Origin of the sequence: Streptomyces violascens (assembly GCF_014649955.1) — a bacterium.
GTDB lineage: Bacteria > Actinomycetota > Actinomycetes > Streptomycetales > Streptomycetaceae > Streptomyces > Streptomyces violascens.
The window spans coordinates 178,784-199,195 of the sequence record NZ_BMUA01000015.1 but is presented as its reverse complement, the minus strand read 5'-3'; the positions used below and the strand labels follow the sequence as shown (position 1 = coordinate 199,195).

The 20,412-nt window shown below is 71.1% G+C and carries 17 protein-coding genes, 2 tRNA genes and 1 pseudogene; 11 read left to right on the top strand and 9 right to left on the bottom strand.

Features of this window, described 5'->3' with window-relative positions:
* Window positions 1-178: 178 nt before the first annotated feature.
* The 10 genes from IE206_RS26840 (at window position 179) to IE206_RS26795 (ending at window position 9,337) form a co-directional block, all read left to right on the top strand.
* On the top strand, window positions 179-1,381 hold the full coding sequence (locus tag IE206_RS26840; RefSeq protein ID WP_189966374.1) for an IS110 family RNA-guided transposase: 1,203 nt from the start codon (window positions 179-181) through the stop codon (window positions 1,379-1,381).
* 71 nt (window positions 1,382-1,452) lie between these two features.
* Window positions 1,453-2,853, top strand: coding sequence for an amidase (locus IE206_RS26835; protein WP_189966372.1), 1,401 nt, complete (start codon window positions 1,453-1,455; stop codon window positions 2,851-2,853).
* A 76-nt stretch (window positions 2,854-2,929) separates the two neighbouring features.
* The gene (gene ehuB, locus IE206_RS26830; protein WP_189966370.1) at window positions 2,930-3,811 is read left to right on the top strand and encodes an ectoine/hydroxyectoine ABC transporter substrate-binding protein EhuB; all 882 of its coding nucleotides are present in this window, start codon (window positions 2,930-2,932) and stop codon (window positions 3,809-3,811) included.
* Window positions 3,808-4,467 carry an ectoine/hydroxyectoine ABC transporter permease subunit EhuC gene (gene ehuC, locus IE206_RS26825; RefSeq protein WP_189966368.1) on the top strand — a complete coding sequence of 220 codons (660 nt, stop codon included), beginning with the start codon at window positions 3,808-3,810 and terminating at the stop codon, window positions 4,465-4,467. Before ehuB ends, ehuC begins: the two co-directional genes overlap by 4 nt.
* Window positions 4,464-5,114 carry an ectoine/hydroxyectoine ABC transporter permease subunit EhuD gene (ehuD, locus tag IE206_RS26820; RefSeq protein WP_189966366.1) on the top strand — a complete coding sequence of 217 codons (651 nt, stop codon included), beginning with the start codon at window positions 4,464-4,466 and terminating at the stop codon, window positions 5,112-5,114. The genes ehuC and ehuD overlap by 4 nt, the downstream gene beginning before the upstream one ends.
* A 19-nt stretch (window positions 5,115-5,133) precedes the next feature.
* Window positions 5,134-5,886, top strand: coding sequence for an amino acid ABC transporter ATP-binding protein (locus IE206_RS26815; RefSeq protein WP_189966415.1), 753 nt, complete (start codon window positions 5,134-5,136; stop codon window positions 5,884-5,886).
* A 210-nt stretch (window positions 5,887-6,096) separates the two neighbouring features.
* Window positions 6,097-6,855 carry an IclR family transcriptional regulator gene (locus IE206_RS26810; RefSeq protein WP_189966364.1) on the top strand — a complete coding sequence of 253 codons (759 nt, stop codon included), beginning with the start codon at window positions 6,097-6,099 and terminating at the stop codon, window positions 6,853-6,855.
* A 75-nt stretch (window positions 6,856-6,930) separates the two neighbouring features.
* Window positions 6,931-7,004, top strand: a tRNA-Lys gene (locus IE206_RS26805).
* A gap of 149 nt (window positions 7,005-7,153) precedes the next feature.
* Window positions 7,154-7,618, top strand: coding sequence for a group II truncated hemoglobin (locus IE206_RS26800; protein ID WP_189966362.1), 465 nt, complete (start codon window positions 7,154-7,156; stop codon window positions 7,616-7,618).
* Between the two features lie 126 nt (window positions 7,619-7,744).
* A complete protein-coding gene (locus IE206_RS26795) occupies window positions 7,745-9,337 on the top strand; it encodes an MFS transporter (RefSeq protein ID WP_189966360.1) in 1,593 nt (530 codons plus the stop codon).
* Between the two features lie 316 nt (window positions 9,338-9,653).
* On the opposite strand, the gene IE206_RS26790 is transcribed toward IE206_RS26795, so the two are convergent.
* The 4 genes and pseudogenes from IE206_RS26790 to IE206_RS26775 form a co-directional block, all read right to left on the bottom strand.
* Window positions 9,654-11,360: an AMP-binding protein gene (locus tag IE206_RS26790; RefSeq protein ID WP_189966358.1), complete on the bottom strand. Its 1,707-nt coding sequence runs from the start codon at window positions 11,358-11,360 to the stop codon at window positions 9,654-9,656.
* Between the two features lie 26 nt (window positions 11,361-11,386).
* Window positions 11,387-11,986 carry a lytic polysaccharide monooxygenase auxiliary activity family 9 protein gene (locus tag IE206_RS26785; protein ID WP_189966356.1) on the bottom strand — a complete coding sequence of 200 codons (600 nt, stop codon included), beginning with the start codon at window positions 11,984-11,986 and terminating at the stop codon, window positions 11,387-11,389.
* A 215-nt stretch (window positions 11,987-12,201) separates the two neighbouring features.
* Window positions 12,202-13,365: pseudogene (locus IE206_RS26780) on the bottom strand (SPFH domain-containing protein); the annotation flags it as partial.
* Between the two features lie 212 nt (window positions 13,366-13,577).
* A complete protein-coding gene (locus IE206_RS26775) occupies window positions 13,578-15,221 on the bottom strand; it encodes a peptidoglycan-binding protein (protein ID WP_189966352.1) in 1,644 nt (547 codons plus the stop codon).
* 193 nt (window positions 15,222-15,414) lie between these two features.
* Between IE206_RS26775 and IE206_RS26770 the strand changes: the two genes are divergently transcribed.
* A tRNA-Lys gene (locus tag IE206_RS26770) sits at window positions 15,415-15,488 on the top strand.
* Between the two features lie 100 nt (window positions 15,489-15,588).
* Here the strand turns inward: IE206_RS26770 and IE206_RS26765 are convergent.
* The 5 genes from IE206_RS26765 to IE206_RS26745 form a co-directional block, all read right to left on the bottom strand.
* Window positions 15,589-16,635: a glycoside hydrolase family 6 protein gene (locus tag IE206_RS26765; protein WP_189966350.1), complete on the bottom strand. Its 1,047-nt coding sequence runs from the start codon at window positions 16,633-16,635 to the stop codon at window positions 15,589-15,591.
* 329 nt (window positions 16,636-16,964) lie between these two features.
* Entirely contained in the window at window positions 16,965-17,648 is a 684-nt protein-coding gene (locus tag IE206_RS26760) for a class F sortase (protein ID WP_189966348.1), read from the bottom strand.
* A 1-nt stretch (window position 17,649) separates the two neighbouring features.
* On the bottom strand, window positions 17,650-18,237 hold the full coding sequence (locus IE206_RS26755; protein ID WP_189966346.1) for a hypothetical protein: 588 nt from the start codon (window positions 18,235-18,237) through the stop codon (window positions 17,650-17,652).
* Between the two features lie 100 nt (window positions 18,238-18,337).
* Window positions 18,338-19,117: an HAD-IIA family hydrolase gene (locus tag IE206_RS26750; RefSeq protein WP_189966344.1), complete on the bottom strand. Its 780-nt coding sequence runs from the start codon at window positions 19,115-19,117 to the stop codon at window positions 18,338-18,340.
* A gap of 197 nt (window positions 19,118-19,314) precedes the next feature.
* Window positions 19,315-20,391 carry a 2-aminoethylphosphonate ABC transporter substrate-binding protein gene (locus IE206_RS26745; RefSeq protein WP_189966342.1) on the bottom strand — a complete coding sequence of 359 codons (1,077 nt, stop codon included), beginning with the start codon at window positions 20,389-20,391 and terminating at the stop codon, window positions 19,315-19,317.
* Window positions 20,392-20,412 lie beyond the last annotated feature (21 nt).

Genomic DNA, 20,412 nt, shown 5'->3' with positions numbered 1-20,412 from the left:
TCCCCCCCTTGTTAACCATGATTCGGGGGGTGGTGTCACCGGTCCCGGAGGCACTGACTGACCGCTGATTAGGGGCATGACCACCGGCTTCTTTGCAGGTCGGGAGGCTCTTCGTAATGTGGATGTGGCGATCGGTGCCGTGGCTTTGAGGCCGGATGGGTACGACCGGAGGACGCACGTGATCGACACCAGCGACATCGACGTCTATCTCGGCCTGGACGTCGGCAAGGGCGAACACCACGCCACCGCACTGTCACCGGTCGGGAAGAAGGTCTTCGACAAACGGCTGCCCAACACCGAGCCCAAACTCCGCGAGCTCTTCGACAAGTTGCAGGCCAGGCACGGCACCGTGCTGGTGGTCGTCGACCAGCCCGCATCCATCGGCGCCCTGCCGCTCGCCGTCGCCCGCGACATGGGCTGCCAGGTCGCCTACCTGCCCGGATTAACCATGCGGCGGATCGCCGACCTCTATCCCGGCGAGGCCAAAACCGACGCCCGCGACGCGTTCATCATCGCGGACGCCGCCCGCTCGATGCCCCACACCCTGCGCTCCATCGACCTCGAAGACGAGACCGTCGCCGAGCTGGAGATGATCGTCGGCTTCGACGACGACCTGACCGGCGAAGCCACCCGCATCGCCAACCGGCTCCACGGTCTCCTCACCCAGATCCACCCCTCGCTGGAACGCGTTCTGGGCCCGCGCATCCAGCACCCGGCCGTGCTGCTGATGCTCGAACAGCACGGCTCACCAGCCCAGTTGAGGAAGGCCGGCAGGCGGCGCCTGGTCAGCCTGATCCGCCCGAAAGCACCCAGGATGGCCGAGCGTCTCATCGACGACGTCTTCACCGCGCTCGACGAACAGACCGTCGTCGTTCCGGGCACCGAGGCGGCCGCACTGATCGTCCCCAGCCTGGCCGGCTCCCTCAAAGCCGTCCTCGACCAGCGCAAACTCCTCGCTGCCCGGATCGAGGAACTCCTGGAACTCCACCCTCTTTCGAAGGTCCTGACGTCCATGCCCGGCATCGGCGTCAGGACCGGAGCCCGCATCCTCATCGAGGTCGGCGACGGCACCAGTTTCCCCACCGCCGCCCACCTCGCCGCCTACGCCGGACTCGCCCCCGCAACCAGAAACTCAGGCTCCTCGATCCGCGGCGAACAACCTTCCCGCAGAGGAAACAAGCAGCTCAAGCGGGCTTTCTTCCTCTCCGCGTTCGCCGCCCTGGGCGACCCGGCATCGCGCACCTACTACGACAAGAAAATCGCGCAGGGCAAGCACCACACCCAGGCCCTGCTCTGCCTCGCCCGCCGCCGAGCCGACGTCCTGTTCGCCATGCTCCGCGACGGCACCTTCTACGACCCCCAACCCGCCCCGACCCCTTGACCAAAGTCATAGGGGCACCCCCCGACAGGGTCGGCGGCTGCCGGGCCGCAAACATGGGTACGACACCATGCATGACTGAGCCGAGCGACCTCACCACTCTGACGGCACGTCAACTCCTCACCGGCTACCGGACCCGCGCCTTCTCCCCCCTCGACGCCACCCGCGCCGTACTCGCCAGGATCGAGGCCGTCCAGCCCCGCCTCAACGCGTTCGTACGGATCGACGCCGAACCCGCCCTCACCCAGGCCCGCGCCGCCACCGAGCGGTGGCACGCCGGGGAGCCGAAGGGGCTTCTCGACGGGGTGCCGGTGTCGGTCAAGGATCTGCTCCTGCAAGCGGGCGGACCCACACTCAGAGGCTCCAACACCACTTCGGACAAAGGGAGTTGGAGTGAGGACGCCCCCGCTGTCGCCCGGCTTCGCGAGCACGGGGCCGTGCTTGTCGGCAAGACGACCACCCCCGAGTTCGGGTGGAAGGGCGTCACCGATTCGCCCCGCACCGGCATCACCCGCAACCCGCACGACCCCGCGCGCACGGCGGGCGGCTCCAGCGGGGGCAGCGCGGCGGCTGTCGCGGCCGGGGCGGCGCCGCTGTCGCTCGGCACGGACGGCGGGGGCTCGATCCGCATTCCGGCCTCGTTCTGCGGGGTGTTCGGCCTCAAGCCGACGTACGGCCGGGTCCCGCTGCACCCCGCGAGCGCGTTCGGCGCGCTCTCGCACGTGGGCCCCATCGCCCGGGACGCGGCGGACGCGGCGCTGCTCCTCGACGTGATCAGCGGCGCGGACTGGCGCGACCCCACCGCCCTGGAGCCCCCGGCCCACTCGTACGCGGCCGCCCTCGCAGAAGATGCGGCGACCGGCATCAAGGGGCTGCGCATCGCCTACTCGCCCTCCTTCGGCGGGCAGGTGGCCGTGCGCCCCGCGGTCGCGGCGGCGGTGCGGGCCGCGGTGACCCGGCTCGCCGAACTCGGCGCCCACGTGGAGGAGGCCGACCCCGATTTCGCGGATCCGGTCGACACCTTTCACACCCTGTGGAGCGCCGGAGCCGCCCGCATCGTCGACCAACTGAACCCACAGCAACGAGAGTTGCTGGACCCCGGCCTGCGCCGGATGGCCGTCCGGGGCGCCCGGCTCTCCGCCCTGGAGCTGCTCGCCGCGCAGACCGCCCGGCTGGAGCTCGGCCGCCGGATGGCCCGCTTCCATCAGCGCTTCGACGTCCTGGTCACCCCGACGCTGCCGATCACCGCGTTCGAGGCGGGCCGGGAGGCGCCGGCGGGCTCCGCCGCGCACCGGTGGACGGGATGGACCCCGTTCACATACCCGTTCAATCTGACCCAGCAGCCGGCCGCCACCGTCCCGGTCGGCACGGACGCGGACGGCCTCCCGATCGGCCTCCAGCTGATCGCGGCGCGCCACCAGGACGGCGTGGTGCTGCGAGCGGCCGCGGCCTTCCCGGAGCGCCCATTGAGGTGAGCCCGGCAGGCGGGCCCGGGCGGCGCCCCGAAAAATGGGGGGCATGGGCCGGGTAAAGGGGGGTAGCCGCGCCGCCATGGCCCGAGCTACCTCACGCCCCAGACCCGCGATACCCAGGCGGACCCTGCTCACCGGCGCCGCCGCCGTCGCCCTCACCGGCGCCGCCACCTCCTGCTCCCGCGTCCCCGAGGGAGGTGCCCTCGCCCGCCTGAGGTCGCAGGGCGCGGTACGCCTCGGTATCGCCGGCGAAGTCCCGTACGGGTATGTGAACGACCAGGGCGAGTTCACCGGCGAGGCCCCCGAACTCGCCAAGGTGATCTTCAAGCGGCTCGGCATCGGCCACGTACAGCCCGTGGCGACCGACTTCTCCTCGCTGATACCGGGGCTCAACTCCCAGCAGTTCGATGTCGTTTCCGCCGGCATGTACATCAACAAGGACCGCTGCGCGCAGGTCCTGTTCGCGGACCCCGAGTACCAGATGCTGGACGCGTTCATCGTCCGCAAGGGCAACCCGAAGAACCTGCACACCTACGAGGACGTGGTCCGCAGCAAGGCGCGCTTCGCGACCGGCACCGGTTACGCCGAGATCGGCTACGCCACCGCCGCCGGCTACCCCGAGAGCAGCATCGTCATCCTCCAGGACCAGGTCGCGGGCCTGAACGCGGTCGAGTCGGGGCGCGTCGACGTCTTCGCGGGCACCTCGCTCACCGTGCGCGAGGTGGTGAAGAAGAGCTCCAAGGCCGAGGCCACCCAGCCGTTCGCGGCGGTCGTCGACGGCAAGAAGAAGATCGACGGCGGCGGCTTCGCCTTCCGGCCCACCGACGGCGCCCTGCGCGACGCCTTCAACACCGAGATCCACCGCATGAAGCAGAGCGGCGAGCTCTTCCGGATCCTCAAGCCGTTCGGCTTCACGCAGGCCGAGATGACCACCCTGACCGCCAAGGAGCTGTGCCGATGACGGCGGGACTGTGGCAGCACTGGGTGCTGCCGGGAATCTGGATCACGGTCCAACTGACCGTGTACAGCGCCGCGCTTGCGGCAGCGGTCGCCTTCGGCATCGGCATCGCCCGCACCCACCGCTCGCGCCTGGTGCGCTTCCTTGCGGCCGCGTACACGGAGATCTTCCGCGGCACCTCGGCGCTCGTCCTGATGTTCTGGCTGTTCTTCGTGCTGCCGCCGCTCGCCGGCTGGCAGCTCGTCCCGATGTGGGCGGCCGTCCTCGCGCTCGGCCTCTCCTACGGTGCGTACGGCGCCGAGATCGTGCGCGGAGCGCTGAACTCGGTGGCGCCCGCCCAGCGCGAGGCCGGCATCGCGCTGAGCTTCACGCCCTGGCAGCGGATGCGGCTCGTGCTGCTGCCGCAGGCGGTGCCGGAGATGATCCCGCCGTTCTGCAACCTGCTGATCGAGCTGCTGAAGGGGACCGCCCTGGTCTCGCTGCTCGGGGTGGGCGACGTGTCGTTCGCGGCGTACCTGGTGCGGCTCGCCACCCAGGACAGCGCGCAGATCTACTCCGTCACGCTGGTCATCTACTTCGTCCTCGCCTTCGGAATCACCCGTGGAATGAAGGCACTTGAACGCCGCACCAAGGCGAACCTGGGGGTGACCGCAAAGTGAACTGGGACTGGTCCGCGGTCTGGGACTTCATGCCGCGCTTCGGGGACGGCGTGCTCACCACGCTGCAGATCCTCGCGCTCGGCTCGCTCATCTCGTTCAGCCTGGGCCTGGTGTGGGCGCTTGCCTTCCGGGCGCCGACCCGCTTCGTGCGCTGGCCGGTCAACCTGATCACGGAGTTCATCCGCACCACCCCCCTACTGGTGCAGCTGTTCTTCCTGTTCTTCGTGCTGCCGGAATGGGGCGTGAAGTTCTCCGCGCTGACCACCGGCATCATCGCGATCGGCCTGCACTACTCGACGTACACCGCGCAGGTCTACCGGGCCGGCATCGACGCCGTGCCCAAGGGCCAGTGGGAAGCGGCGACCGCGCTGAGCCTGCCCGCGCACCGCACCTGGTTCGCGGTGATCCTGCCGCAGGCGGTGCGCCGCATCGCGCCCGCGCTCGGCAATTACGTCATCTCCATGCTGAAGGACACCCCGCTGCTCGCCGGGATCAGCGTCCTGGAGATGCTCCAGCAGTCCCGCCTGGCGGGGGCGAGCACCTTCCAGTACACCGAGCCGCTGACCGTCGTCGGCGTCGCCTTCATCCTCATCGCCTATCCGGCTTCGCTGTTCGTACGAGCCCTGGAGCGCCGCCTTGTCCGCTGACACCCAGATCGACCTGCCCATGAAGAAGCAGAGCGGCACCGAGCTGATCCGCTTCGAGAACGTCACCAAACGCTTCGGCGACAACACCGTCCTCGACGACCTCTGCTTCACTGCCCGCAAGGGCAAGCACGTCACCCTGGTCGGCCCGTCGGGCTCCGGCAAGACCACGATCCTGCGGCTGCTCATGACCTTGGAGACCCCCGACTCGGGGATCATCCAGGTCAACGGGACGCGGCTGCACCCGGCCGGCGAGAAGGAGCGCCGGGAGGCCCGCAAGAAGATCGGCATGGTCTTCCAGCAGTTCAACCTGTTCCCCAACATGAGCGTGCTGCGCAACATCACCGAGGCTCCGGTGCGGGTGCTCGGCCTGTCCCCCGACGAGGCCGAGGCGCGGGCGCGCGAGCTGCTCGACCTGGTGGGCCTGGGCGAGAAGCGCGACGCGAAGCCCGCCCAACTGTCCGGCGGGCAGCAGCAGCGCGTCGCGATCGCGCGGGCGCTGGCGATGCGTCCGCAGGTGCTTCTGCTGGACGAGGTGACGTCCGCGCTCGACCCGGAACTCGTCGCCGGCGTGCTGGATCTGCTGCGCGACATCGCCCGTACGACCGACATCACGATGCTCTGCGTCACGCACGAGATGAGCTTCGCGCGGGACATCTCGGACGAGGTGATGATGTTCGACGCGGGCAAGGTCATCGAGTCCGGCCCGCCCGAGAAGATCTTCGGCGATCCGGAACACGAGCGTACGCGTGAGTTCCTGGGCGCAATTGCCTGAGCACGCGCCGTGCACGACGCTGACCTCACGTTCCGGCCACCTGAGCGCCCCCGACCATGACTCTGGCATATGCCACCGTGGCGCGTCCCAGCGTATGGCCCTGGAACGCGCCACGAATCTTGTCAACACCCCCACCGGAAACGGGTCTTGGCGGCTATCGTGGAACGGCAGACCTGCCACCTTCGCAGTTCGACCTGCTAGGGGGAAACCGTGGCGCTGAAGCCAGAGCCGACCGCGCCGTTCCATTCGGTGCAATACGTCCTCCGGGTCCTGGAGGCGATCTCCAGGCACGGCGGAGGTGTGACCGATGTCCAGATCGCACGCGAGACGGGCCTGCCCACCGCCCATCTGACCTCGATGCTGCTCATGCTGCGGCGCGAGGGGTACGTCGAGCAGGTGGCCGACGGTGCCTATGTGATCGGCGACTCGATGGTGCTGCTCGGCTCGGGCGCCGCCCGCCAGCAGGCCCTGGAGACCAAACTCCAGGACACCCTCATGGCCCTGCGCGACTCGGTGGGCGCGGCCGTCTACATCAGCCGCTACATCGACGGCGAGGTCAAGATCACCCAGTACGCGGACGGGCCGACCGCGCCGAAGGTGAACGAGTGGGTCGACTTCAAGTCGGCGGCGCACGCGAGCGCCGTCGGCAAGTGCCTGCTGACCCAGCTCGACCAGAACGGCCGCCGCGACCACCTCTCGCGCCACAAGATCGCCCGGCTCACCTCGCGGACGATCACCAGCGAGAAGGTGCTCTTCTCCAAGCTCGACAGCCAGCCGGCCACCGTGCCGGTGCTCGACCTCCAGGAGTACGCGGTGGGCACGGTCTGCGCGGCCGTCCCGCTGACCGCGGGCTCGGCCGTGGGCTGCCTGGCCCTGTCGATGCCGATCGAGCACGCCCACCGGCTGCGCGCCGCAGCCGACACCCTCAACCGCAGGGCCGCCCCGGTGGTGCTCTCCCTGGCCATCTGACCGTCCCGGCGCAGCCCGGTCCCGGGGTGGTCAGGAGCACCCCGAGGGACCAGGTAGTATTTTCTCTGTCAGCAGGCGCCGCTAGCTCAGTTGGTTAGAGCAGCTGACTCTTAATCAGCGGGTCCGGGGTTCGAGTCCCTGGCGGCGCACAGACGGAAAAAGCCCCTCGCGCAAGCGGGGGGCTTTTTCGTATGCGCGTTCCGCATGCGCCCCTCGTACGCACTTTCCCTACGCGCCGACGGGTGCCGTGTGAGGCTGGGAGGCGTTGGATGCCGCCGCTTTCCCGGAGGGACCCCGCATGACCCAGACCCCGTACGCATGGATGGGCGGTCAGGCCGCCCTGGACCGGCTGACCGAGGTGTTCTACCGGCAGGTGCACAAGGATCCCGTGCTGGCCGAGGTCTTCGCGAACGCGGGGCCCGACCATCCCCACCACGTGGCGATCTGGCTCGCCGAGGTGTTCGGCGGCCCCGCCGAGTACAGCGCGCACCACGGCGGGCACGCCCACATGGCGACGATGCACCTGGGCCGCGGCATCACCGAGGAACAGCGCCGCCGCTGGATCGCCCTCCTCATGGACGCGGCCGACGAGGCGGAGCTGCCGAACGACCCGGAGTTCCGCGCGGTCTTCGCGTACTACATCGAGTGGGGCACGCGGATGGCGCTGCTCTACTCCGGCCCGAACCCGCCCGCTCCCTCCGCCGACGTCCCCGTACCGAAGTGGGGGTGGAACCAGACCCCGCCGTGGGAGCCGGGAAGCTGACCCGGTCCGCGACAGCACAGCACGGCTCGTCGAGGATCCGGCGCTCAGGCGCTCGCCCAGAAATTTATACGGACGTCTTAAACGCGAGTACTAGACAAGCGTTTAAGACGCTCGTACATTGATGCCATGACGAACTCGACGAGCACCACAGCGAGCACCACCGGCGGGGCGGGTCTCCGCGCCGGGCGCAGGGAATGGACCGCCTTCGTGGTCCTCCTGCTGCCCCTTCTCCTCGTCTCGATGGACGTCTCCGTCCTCTACTTCGCGCTCCCCTCCATCAGCCGCGAGCTCGACCCCTCCGCCACCCAGCAGCTGTGGATCATCGACGTGTACGCCTTCGCGCTCGCCGGGCTGCTGATCACGATGGGCTCGCTCGGCGACCGGATCGGCCGGCGCAAGCTGCTCATGTTCGGCGCCGCCGCGTTCGGGATCGCCTCGGTGACCGCCGCGTACGCCACCAGCGCCGAGATGCTCATCGCCTCCAGGGCGCTGCTCGGGATCGGCGGGGCCACCCTGATGCCGTCCACGATGGGCCTGGTCCGCAACATGTTCCGCGACGACAAGCAGCGTGGTCAGGCGATCGGCATCTGGTCCGGCGCCATGGCGGGCGGCATCGCGCTCGGCTCGGTGCTGAGCGGGATCATGCTGGAGCACCTGTGGTGGGGCTCGGTCTTCCTGATCAACGTGCCCGCGATGGTGCTGCTCCTGACCCTGACGCCGCTGCTCGTCCCGGAGTTCAAGGACCCGGCGCCCGGCAAGTTCGACCTGCTGAGCGTGCCGCTGTCGATGGGCGCGGTGCTGCCGGTGGTGTACGGCCTCAAGGAGTTCGCGGCGGACGGCTTCTCGGTGAAGAGCACGGTCTGCGTCGCGGTGGGTCTCGTCCTCGGCACGGTCTTCGTACGCCGTCAGCTCACCCGGCGCGACGCGATGATCAGCCGTGAACTGTTCCGCCCCGGCCGGGGTTTCGGCGCCGCGATCTCGCTCAACACGATCGCCGCGTTCGCCATGATGGGCTCGGCCTACTTCACCACCCAGTACCTCCAGTCGGTGCTCGACATGAGCACGATGCGGGCCGCGCTGTGGAGCGTCGCCCCCTCGCTCGCGGTCGGTGCTGCCGCCCCCACCGCGACCGCCGTGGCACAGAAGGTGAACCGGGCCTACGTCATCGCCGCGGGCTTCGCGATCGGCGCCGCCGGCTACGCACTCCTGGCGCTCGCCGGGACCGACTCCCTCTGGACCGTGCTGGCCGGTGCGGCCGTCATCGGCATGGGCATCGTGACGGTGATGGCCCTGGTCTCGGACATGGCGCTGGCCTCGGCCCCCGCCGAGAAGGCGGGCTCGGCGGCCTCGCTCCTTGAGACAGGGCAGGAGTTCGGCGGGGCACTCGGCATGGCGGTGCTCGGTTCGATCGGCACCGCGGTCTACCGCTCCGACATGCCGGCCTCGGCTCCGGCCACCGCCCGCGAGACCCTCGGCGCGGCGGTCGCAGGCGCCGACCGGGCCCTGGCGGGCATCGCCCAGGAGGCCTTTGTGCACGGCATGCAGTACGCGGCGGTCGGCGGCACGCTGATCCTGGTGATCGCGGCGGTGCTCGCGGCGGGGATGCTGCGTGGCCCGGCCGCGGCGGCGAAGGTCGCGGCCCGGGCGCAGGGCGCGCAGGGCGCGGAGGGCGACGGCGTCGAGGCGGCCCCGGCCAGGGTCGCGGAACCGGCGATGTGAACCCCGTACGCACCTGTCCCCACAGATATCCGAATGGCCGGCCATCTACCCGATGGCCGGCCCTTCGGGGCATGCGGCGAGGGCCTCAAGGATGCTCGTCCTCAAACGCCGGACGGGCCGAAGGATCCGGTGCCGGCCGCGACCAGCCCTGCCAGGGGCTCGGGGAACTGCGCGACCAGCCACGCACGGCCCGCAGCCGAGGGACCACGCAGTCAAGCCCCTCCGGCGCTTGAGGAGCGGGGGACCGGGGGCGGTGCCCCCGAAAGGGGCGCAGGGGACGAAGTCCCCGCAGGGGTCTGGGGCACAGCCCCAGGGTTCAGCCCATCCCACCCCTGTCACGAGCGGGGCGGGCGGGCGGACCCCCCGGGGGCCCGGGCAGCTGGCTCGTTGCGTCCGCTTCCGACAGCCTCCGGTAGGACTCCGCCCCCGGCGGACGCCACCACACCTCCCCCTCCCCCTCCCAGAACCCCTCCCGCCGCAGCCCGGCCCGGTGCACCTTGTTCGTCGCCGTCACCGGAAGCCGCCCCAGCACCCTCACGAACCGCGGCGCCATCTTCGTACCCAAGTCCGGTTGGCAGGACAGGAATTCAGCGAAGGCCGACGGGTCGAAGACGGATCGCAGGGACAGCGCCGCCATCACCTGGTCGCCCGTCACCGGGTCGGGCACCGCGTACACCGCCACCCCCGTCACCCGCTCCCACCGCGCCAGGATGTTCTCGATCATCGCCGCGGCCAGGTTCTCGCTGTCCACCCGGAGGCGGTCGTCCGCCCGGGCCGCGAAGTACAGGAAGCCTTCCGTGTCGCGGAAGAAGAGGTCGCCCGTCCAGTACCACCCGCCCCGGCGGCGTTCCGCGTCCGCGGATGCGTTGCGCCAGTAGCCCTCGAAGGGGTTGGGCCCTCTGTTCACCAACTCCCCTATCGCGTCAGCTCCGTTGAGGAGTCGGCCCGCCTCGTCGAAGCGGGCCCGCTGGCACTCGCGGCCCGTCGACGGGTCGACCACCGCCAGGTCCCCGCCCGGCGCGGGCCTGCCGATCGCCCCCGGTGGCGTGCCCGGTGTGCGCTGGATCGCGGCCCCGCCCTCGGAGGACCCGTACCCCTCGACCAGCCTCACCCCGAACCGCCGCGCGAACCGGTCCGCGTCCACCGCCCCCGCCTCGGTCCCGAACCCGATCCGGAGGGCATGCTTCCGGTCGTCCGCACGCTCAGGAGTTGCCAGCACGTACTGGATCGCCCGGCCCACGTACGTGAAGTACGTCGCCCCGTACGCCCGCACGTCGTCCAGGAACCCCGACGCCGAGAAGCGGTCCCTGAGTGCCACCGTCGCGCCCGCCGTCAGCGCCGGGGCCCAGTTCGCGATCACCGCGTTGCCGTGGAACATCGGCATGCAGATGTAGTGGACGTCGTCCCGGCCGGTCCCGAACTGGCTCACCAGCGCCTCACCCGCCGCGGCGAGCCTGCCCTGGCTGCAGATCGCGGCCTTGGGGGCGCCCGTCGAGCCCGAGGTGAAGTACAGGAGGAAGCGGCTGTCCGGGCGCACCGGCCCCAGCGTCGCCTCGCCGGGCCTGGCCCCCTCGTACGGCGCGAGCAGGCGCTCGTACTCCTCCGTGTCCGTCACCAGGACGCGTACGCCCGGCAGTTCGAGACCGTCGAGCAGGGGAAGGTGTACGCGTCCGGTGACCAGGACCCGGCATTCGGTGTGCAGGATGTCGCGAGCCAGCTCGGGGCCGCGCCGGGTGGGGTTGATGCCCGCCACCGCGGCCCCGGCCAGCGCCGCCGCGGCGAGCCAGAACGGGAATTCGGGGGTGTTGTCGAGCAGGACCCCGAGGTGCGGCTCGACACCTCGGGGCAGCAGCTCGGTCAGGAGCGCGGCGCGGGCGGCGGCGCCCGCGGCGATCTGGTGGTGGGTGAGTGCCAGATCGCCGTACCGCAACCCGGTCCGCCGGTCGCCCCACTGACGCTGCACGTACTCCGACACGGTCGGTACGGTCGACACGGTTGACGCACTCTTCTTGATGGCGGTCATGGCGCCGCACCGTAGTTGACGTACCGTCAGAACTGAACGTCCGAGCACGCGTAGAAGGCGTTTCCGGTGTCCGCGATCGTCCACACGGCCAGGATGACGTGGTGGCCGGTCCGCCCGGTGGGGATGGTGCCCTCGTGCGAGAGCGTGGCCGGGGGCTGCTTCCCGCCGTACGGGACGATGAGGAACGGCTGGGCGTCGAGCGCGGCCCGGGTGAGTTTCCGGGTCGGGTCCCAGCCCTGCTTGGTGAGGTAGTAGCGGAAGTCGGTCGTGGCGTGCCGGGCGGTGAACTGCCACCGGAACGTGTAGGTCTGACCACCTGTCAGTCTGGTGGTGGGCCAGCCCGTGCCGCCGCGCGGGTCGTCCAGCTGGGCGAATCTGCTGTTGCCGCCCGCGCAGATCGTTCCGTCGGCGGGGCCCGCCGCCGGGAAGCCCTTGGGGCCCTCGACGGACTGCGGCTCCCACTGGATGTCACCGCAGTTGGTGACCGTGCCGTTGGCGCAGAGCTTCTGCCGGCTGATCGGCTGGTCGGTGTAGCCGTGGCTGCTCGCACTGCCGGTCGCGAGCAGGGACGCGCCGACGACGGCGAGCCCCACCACAGCGGCACCGAGCCGCTGCTTCTTTCGCATGCTGACCACTCCTGGAGAACGTGGGGGAGTTCCTTGGATGGAGCTGCACGCGTGCGGTATCTCATGTTCCGGTCTAGACCAACTCCCAGACTATTGACGGGAGTTGGACGTGTCCAGGCCAAGCGCCGCATCAGAATCACCCCCTTGTCATCCCCGGCACCCCCAGGTGGTCCCGGCGCCCCCGGTGCGCCCGGCCCGGTGTCCCCGGTGTGCCCTCAGGCGCCCTCCCCCGTCCCCCGCCCCGTGTAGAACGCCACCGTCAGGTCCTTCACCAGGGCCTTGCGCTCGTAGTCGTCGAGCTCCACAAGACCCCGCGAGGTCAGCCGGTGCACGGTGTCCTCGACCGCGTCCACCACCGAGGTCAGCACCGCGTCCCGGTGACGGGCGTCGATCGCCGCGACCCGCTGCCTGCGCATGGCCGCCGCGACCTCGGGCGCGTACTCGATGTGGGTCGGCTGCGCCGAGTACAGCTCGATGCCGACCGGCTCCACCTCCGACTTCAGCAGGCGGGTCAGCGCGTCGCCGACGGCCTCCGCGTTGCGCAGGGTGGGCGCGTCCTCGTGGAAGGCGTCGGCCGGGAGCTGCGAGAGGACCCGGGCCAGCGCCGCCTCCACCTGCTGGCGCAGATACCTCTCGTGGTCGGCGACGGCGAGCGCGGCCCGCGCTGTGTCCCGGACGCGCCACACCACCAGCACCACCACCCGCAGCGCGGTCCCGTTCGCGTCGACGGCGGCCATCGGCTCGCTGCGCCAGTGCCGCAGCCGCAGGTCGACCCGGCGGCGCAGGAGCAGCGGGCTCATCCACACCAGGCCGGTGCGCCGCACGGTCCCCCGGTAGTCGCCGAACAGCGAGAGCACCCAGGCGTACCCGACGCGCCCCCGCCCGAGCCCGCCGAAGGCGAGCACCGCCACGGCCACCCCGAGGGCAAGCAGCATCCACTGTCCGAGGCCGATCCCGTGGTACGGGTACGAGGGCAGCCGCAGCAGCGCGGCCGACGACGGGGGCAGGGCGCCGGTCCGCCAGATCAGCGCCGCGCAGCCCGCGAGCGCGAGGGTCCCGGCGGCGACGGCCGCCCCGCCGGGCAGCGTCGGGCCCGGCCGCTCCGCGATGCCCGGATCGACCGGGGGCGCGGGCCTGGCCGGGGCCTCGACGATGGTGCGCGGGCCCGCCTGCCTCGGCGGCCTCGCGACCGGGCGGGGTACGGCCCCATCCGCTGCGGGGACGACCGGGTTGGACCGGGTGCCGTCGCGGAACAGCAGGTGGAGCGGGATCGCGGCGGCGTTCTCACCGCTGATCACGGTCACCCGGCGCCCGGCACCCGGCATCGCGATGGCGGGCGTCCGGGGCGGTTCGGCGCCGTCGGGCGGGGTCGGGGTAGGGGTCTGCATGCTCGTCGTTCCCTCCGTCATGCCGTGCTGCGGTGATGCGGTCATTCCGTCGTGCGTTGCTGCTGTCATTACGTCGTGCCGTGCTTGCCGTCGTGCGGTGCTGCTGTCATTACGTCGTGCCGTGCTTGCCGTCGTGCGGTGCTGCCGTCATTCCTTCGAGCCGTCCCGCCGTGCTGTCGTCACTACGTCGTGCCGTGCCGCCGTCATGCGAAGAGCCGCCGCCAGGTCTCGGGGCCGGGGTAGCCGTCGGCCTCCGCGCCGGACCAGCCCTGGGCCCGCTGGAACGCCTCGACGTTGCGCCGGTCCTCCTCGCTCCACCGCGGCCCGGGCCCCTCGGTGTAGTACTTGCCGAACCCCTTCTTCACGAGCTGCCGGCCGAGCTGGGTGACGTACGGACTGTCCTGGCCCCGCCGGAAGTAGCGCCTGCCGGGGTACGCGGGCCGCATCGCCTGCGAACCGCCCGGAGCCGAGGCCGTAACCGGTGCCGGGACCAGGGCCGAAGCCTCTGCCGGGGCCGTGTTCGAGGCCTGCGCCGGAGCCGGGGTCGACGCCTGCGCCGGAACTGGAACTGAAACTGGAACTGGAACGGCAACAGGAGCCGGAACCGGGGCCTGCGCCTGCGCCGGAACCGACACCGAGTCCTGGGCCGGAGCCTGGGGCTTGGCCGGGACTTCGGGCTTGGCCGGGACTTCGGGCTTGGCCGGAACCGGGACCGGAGCCGGAACCGAGGCCGGGGGCTTCGCCGGGGCCTGAGGCTTGGCGGGGGCCTGGCCCTCCGCGGGAGCGATGTCCTTGCCGCCGCCCTGCACGAGCAGCGCCCAGGTCTGTGGCCCCGGGATCCCGTCGGCTTCGGCGCCGGACCAGCCCTGGGCCTCCTGGAAGGCGCGGGTCGCGTTCAGGTCGGACGAGGTCCAGCGCGGCCCCGGCCCCTCGCTGTAGAAACGGCTTCCGCCGCGCAGCACCAGCATCTGGCCGAGCCGTGTGACATAGCTGTTGTCGGCCCCGGGCCCGAACTTCGCGGCGCCCGGGAACGCCAGGCTCTGCAGCTCCGTACCGGTCTGCGTGCCGGTCTCCGCGACGGCCGCCCCGCCACCACCGCCGGCGGCCAGCGACTTGTACCTGAAGGGCACGTACTTGGCCGAGTTCTTCCAGTACGCGTATGGGGTGGCCTGCTTGCGGGTGCCGGGCGGTGTCTGTTCGTAGGCCATGTAGTAGTTGTGCGTGTGGTCCGTCCAGCCACCGAAGATCACGACGTGCGACCCCTTGCTGGGGTTGCTCGGGTTGTGGAAGAGCAGGATGTCGCCGGGCTGGAGCGCGTTGCGCGTGGTCCGCACGGCGAACTCGTCCAGGCTCCCCGTCCACTCGTTGGTGCCGAGGTTCCAGGCCATCGACACATAGCCGGAACAGTCCTGCCGGTAGCCGTCCGTCCAGTAAGCCTCCATGTTGTACGGGACCGATGCGGCGACCCAGGTCTTGGCCCGGTTGATGATCTCGGCCCGGGAGATCGGGCGCAGCTTGACGGGCCCGTGCGCGGGCTGGCCGGGCGCGCCGTGCAGCCCGCTCGGGCCGCCCTGCTCGGTGGGCGGCCCGGGGTCGGCGGCCATGTTGGTGCCGGTTCCGCCGGGCAGCGGGACGGGGACGGCGGCGGCCACTCCCGAGCCGCCGATCACCACCGAGGCCGCGGTGGCCGCGACCAGCGCGCGCCGGGCGCCGCCGCTCGCCGCGGGGTGGCCGCCGTCGCGCACCGGGAGCAGCCGCAGTCGCCGCCGGTCCGCGCAGCCGGGGCACCCGCACTCCCCCGCGGGCTCGTAGTCCTCGAACACCGGCCCCGGTGCACTGGCCTTCATCCGCTCCCCCTCCCGCTCGTTCCGCTCTCGAAGACTTCGAAGATTTTTTCCGCACTTCCGCACGGACAGCTGTGTCGCGATTGTCATAATGAGTGGCAGTTTGACGGAACGAAAGGGATAAAACGAACATCTGACAGCGTGGCGCTGGTCAAAACCACCCTCTGGAGTCCGGTAAAGTTTTCCGAGTCAGCAGGCGCCGCTAGCTCAGTTGGTTAGAGCAGCTGACTCTTAATCAGCGGGTCCGGGGTTCGAGTCCCTGGCGGCGCACGCACCACCGAGGCCCCCTCGCCCAGCGCGAGGGGGCCTCGGTCGTTCCCGGAGCCCGGTGCGGCTGCCCGCGCCCCGCTCCCGCCGCCCGCCGGATCGCTCAGCGCGAGTTGCTCGCCAGGCCCAGGGCGTATTCCGGCCACCACTCGCCCGCCCGGGGGCCGCCCCGGCACGGGCCGTCCGACTCTCCGGGGCGCTTCACCCAGACGTAGGCGTCGACCGGGCCGCCCCCCGTGTCCGTCGTAGGGCGCTCGCCGAGCGCCCGGCCCGGCGGGTTGCACCAGTTCTCGGCGGGGTCGCCCTGTGTATAGGGGCCGTTGCCGTTGCGGCTCGTGTCGATCACGAAGTGCTTGCCGCCGACCTTCGCCGACAGACGCTCCCCGAACTCCCGGCTCGCCCGTGTGGTCTGGAAGTTGGAGACGTTCACCGCGAACCCGTCGGCGCTCTCGATGCCCGCGCGCCGCAGCGGCTCGTCCAGGGCGTCGGGCGATCGCCACCCCGCGTTGCCCGCGTCCACGTACACCTTGGTGGCCGGCTGCCGCTTGAGCCGCTCGACGGCGCCCTTCAGGAGCGCGTACCGCGCCTCGTGGAGCGCGTTCGGGGTGCAGCCGTCGACGAGGTGCACGACCGCGTCCGGTTCGAGGACGACCGTGGCGGGCCGGTCCGCGATGCCTCGGGCCACCTCGTCGACCCAGGCGCGATAGGTCTCGTCGTCGGGGGCGCCGCCCTTGGAGAACTGGCCGCAGTCGCGGTGCGGGATGTTGTAGAGGACGAGCAGCGCCGTGCGGCCGGCCTTGGCGGCGGCCTCGGTGTATCCGCGCACCCTGGCCTGCGGATCGCTCCCGGCGATCCACTCGCCCACCGGCTGCTCGGCGATCTTCCTGATCAGCGCGGCCTTCGCGGCGTCACCGGCCTTCGCGTACGCGGCCAGCTGGCGGGCCGCGCCGGTGTCCGGGTTCACCCAGAATCCCCCTGTGGCAGACGGGAGTTTGGGCACCCGGGAAGGAGTCGCGCTCGGGATCGGCACCTTGCGGGAGCCGCCGCAGCCCGCGGCCAGGAGAGTCACCGCGGCGACCAGCACACAGGCCCTCAGGCCGACACGTCCCCAACTGCCGTGCGCCCAGGGCCAGTTGTAGCTGGAACGCATCTCGGGCCTGTCACCCCCACTGACTCCCAACTCAGCGTGTCGGCAGAGGGACTTGGCGTTAACTGGACCTAGGCCGGGGGCGGACGTCGGCTCTAGAGTGGGGGCGTCGACCCCCGCCCCGGTCACCTCACAAGCTCCCGACCGCTCTGGCAGCCTGCGTTCGGACACAGGCCCCGAACCTCCCGCGGCGGTGCCGGGCTTCTCCCGCAGCCCGTGCACCGGCGGTCGAGGACCAGCCCGGCCGGCGGCTCCGGGGGGAGCGGGCCGTCGGCCGGGCCAGGTGCCCGGCGGCCGTGCGGGGCCGGGGCCCGGCCTCCCGCGCGGGGCGCTCAGTGCTTCGGCGGCTTCGAAGGGGCCGCGTCCCTCGCGTCGGTCAGATAGGCCGAGACCACCACGTTCGCGGTGTAGGCCTTCGTCCGCTGGTCGTACGTTCCGCCGCAGGTGATCAGGCGCAGCTCGGCGCGCCCGCGCTGCCGGGGTCCGTACGCCTTCGCCGCGTCGAAGTGGCTGCGCGGGAAGACCTGGATGTCGTCGATGGTGAACTCGGCGACCGAGCCGTCGGCACGGGTCACCTCGATGTGCTGGCCCGCGCGGACCGCGCTCAGGCCGTAGAAGACGGCCGGCTTGCTCTTGGTGTCCACGTGCCCGACCAGGAGAGCCGCGCCCGCCTCGCCGGGCCGGAACCCGCTGCCGAACCACCCGACGGTACCGGGCCGGTCGTACGGCGGCGGGTCGACCGCGCCGTCGGCGTCCAGGCCGCGCGGCACGACCGGCGCGGCGACGCCTATGGAAGGGATCTCCACGCGCTGCGGCGGTGCGCCCCCCAGCGGTTCGTGCGCGGGCGGCAGCGGCACGCCGAGCGGGCGGCCCACCGCCGCGATGTCTCCCGTGGTGGGCGCCGACGTACTGCCGGAGCCGCCGGAGGCGTCGCGGCCCCACAGCCACAGGCCGAGCAGCAGCACGGCCCAGGCGAGGCCGGTGACCGACCGCCCGCTGCCCCGTGCCGAGGACATCTCAGTCGCCGCCGCCGCGCCGGCGCCGCACGCTGCGGGACGCCACGGCGACCGCCGCGACGGCCGCGAGCGCGAGGCCGATCACCGCGTGCCGGGTGCCGGGGCCCTGCTCCTTGGCCTCGGCCGCGACCTGCGTCGCCGCACCGCCGCCGCCCGCGTGCACGGGCCGGAACGGGGTGGCGTGGGAGTGGTCGCGGTCGTGATCCCGGTCCCGGTCCCGGTCCCGGTCGCGGTCTCCGCGGACCACGGTGAGGCGGCCGCTCGCCCTGCCGGAGCTGTCGTTGCAGTGGACCCAGATGTCGTAGTCGCGGTCCTGCGCGTCCATACGGATCCGGCCCCGGGCGAACAGACCACCGTCGCTTGCGGGGTGGAAGCGGACCTCCGACACGAAGGCCTCGGAGGTGCCGATCGCCTCCCGGCCGCTGCACACGCCGACCCGCAGATCCACCTCCCCGCCGGGAGCGATGGTGCCCGGGCTCACCCGCACCGATCCGTGCGGCTCGGACTCGGCCACCGCGGGGGACGCGGGCAGCACGGTCAGGGCGGCGGCCGCCATGGCCGCACAGAATGTGATGGTACGGATGCGCATCGTGAACCTCCTTGCAACCGAGATTCTCGTGCGAGCCCGCATTCCGCACCCCGAGGGCGTGGCGGCTGAGCCGGACGGCGGCACCATCCGCCCGGACGGGTCAGATCAGTTTCACCAGGTCCGCGATCGAGTCGACGATCTTCGAAGGGCGGAAGGGGTACGACTCGACGTCCTGAGGCCGGGTCAGCCCGGTCAGGACCAGGAACGTCTGCATGCCCGCTTCGAGGCCGGCCAGCACGTCGGTGTCCATCCGGTCGCCGATCATGGCGCTGGTCTCGGAGTGCGCGCCGATCGCGTTCAGGCCGGTGCGCATCATCAGCGGGTTGGGCTTGCCCGCGAAGTACGGCTTCTTGCCGGTCGCCTTCGTGATCAGGGCCGCGACCGCTCCGGTGGCGGGCAGCGGGCCCTCCTGGCTCGGTCCGGTCTCGTCCGGGTTGGTGCAGATGAACCGGGCCCCGGCGTTGATCAGCCGGATCGCCTTGGTGAGCGCCTCGAAGCTGTACGTACGGGTCTCGCCCAGGACGACGTAGTCCGGCTCGTGGTCGGTCAGGACGTACCCGATGTCGTGCAGCGCGGTGGTCAGGCCGGCCTCGCCGATGACGTACGCGGTGCCGCCGGGGCGCTGGTCGTCGAGGAACTTCGCGGTGGCGAGCGCCGAGGTCCAGATGTTCTCCACCGGCACGTCCAGGCCCATGCGCATCAGGCGGGCGTGCAGGTCGCGCGGGGTGTAGATCGAGTTGTTGGTGAGGACGAGGAAGGGGCGGCCCGACTCCTTGAGCGTCTTGAGGAAGGCGTCCGCACCAGGGATGGGAGTGCCCTCGTGGATGAGGACACCGTCCATGTCGGTGAGCCAGGATTCGATCGGCTTGCGCTCTGCCATGGGTGCGGACTCCTGCGTTCTGCGCGGTCTTCGCGCGCTGCTGAGCGATGAGCTGGGGACGCCGGCGCACCGCGCTGTGCGTTGCCGACGCCCCCAGCCTAGTCAGGATCCGCCGATCCCGACCTGGTCGATCACCGTCCGGACCGTTCGGTTTCCGGGTCCGTTGGGATTCCGGGACCGTCCGGATCCGGGACCGTTCAGCTTCCGGTGGCGGACTTCCACGCGTCCACGTACGCCGGCAGGTTCTTGGAGATGTCCATCCAGTCGGGCTGGAAGACGTCGACGCCCTGCATCAGCTTGCCGAGCGCGACCGCGTTGGCGTCGGTGGCCTTGATGTCGGTGCGGGCCGAGAAGCCGCCGCCGATCTCGCTGACCTCCTTCTGCGCCTCCTCGCTGAGCAGGTAGTCGAGGAGCTTCTTGCCGTTGGCGCTGTGCGGGGCCTTGCTGACCAGGCCGGCCGCGTACGGCAGTCCGAAGGAGGACGGCTTGGTGCCGCTCGCGGTGCCCGGGAACCAGATGCCGAGGTTGGGCATGGTCTTGGCCTGGGCGTAATTCATCTGCACGTCGCCGTTGGCGGCGAGGAGCTCGCCCTTGTCGACCTTGGGCGCGAGCTTGCCGGTGGAGGCGGACGGGCCGACGTTGTTGGCCTGGAGCTTGCGCAGGTACTCCATCGCGGCCTCCTTGCCGCCGAAGTCGTGCATGGCCTTGATGACGAGGGCGGTGCCGTCGCCCGCGACGCCCGGCGTGGAGTACTGGATCTTGTTCTTGTACTTGGCGTCGAGGAGGTCCTCCCAGTTCTTGGGGGCCTCCTTCAGGTCCTTCTTGTTGTAGATGAACCCGAAGTAGTTGTTGACGACCGAGGTCCACATGCCGTCGGGCGACTTGGCGCCGCCGTCGACCTTCTCTGCGCCGGCCGGTACGTACTTCTGGAGCAGCCCCTTGTCCTGGGCCTGCTGGATGAACGGCGGCAGGGTGACGAGCACGTCGGCCTGGGTGTTGGACTTCTCGCGGACGGCGCGCTGCACCATCTCGCCGGAGCCGCCCTCGACGTACTTGACCTTGATGCCGGTCTTCGCCTCGAAGTCCTTGAAGACCTTGTCGTACCAGCCGTCGCCCTTCTCCCCCTTGAGGCCGTCGGCGCTGTAGACGGTGACGGTCTTCGCGCCGGAGTCGGCGGAGGAGTCGCCGCCGCAGGCGGACAGGGTGGCGGCGAGGACGAGGCTGCCGGCGACGGCGGCGATCGGCTTGAGGGCCCGGGGGCTGTTTCTGTGCATGGCGCTTCGAACTCCTGAGGT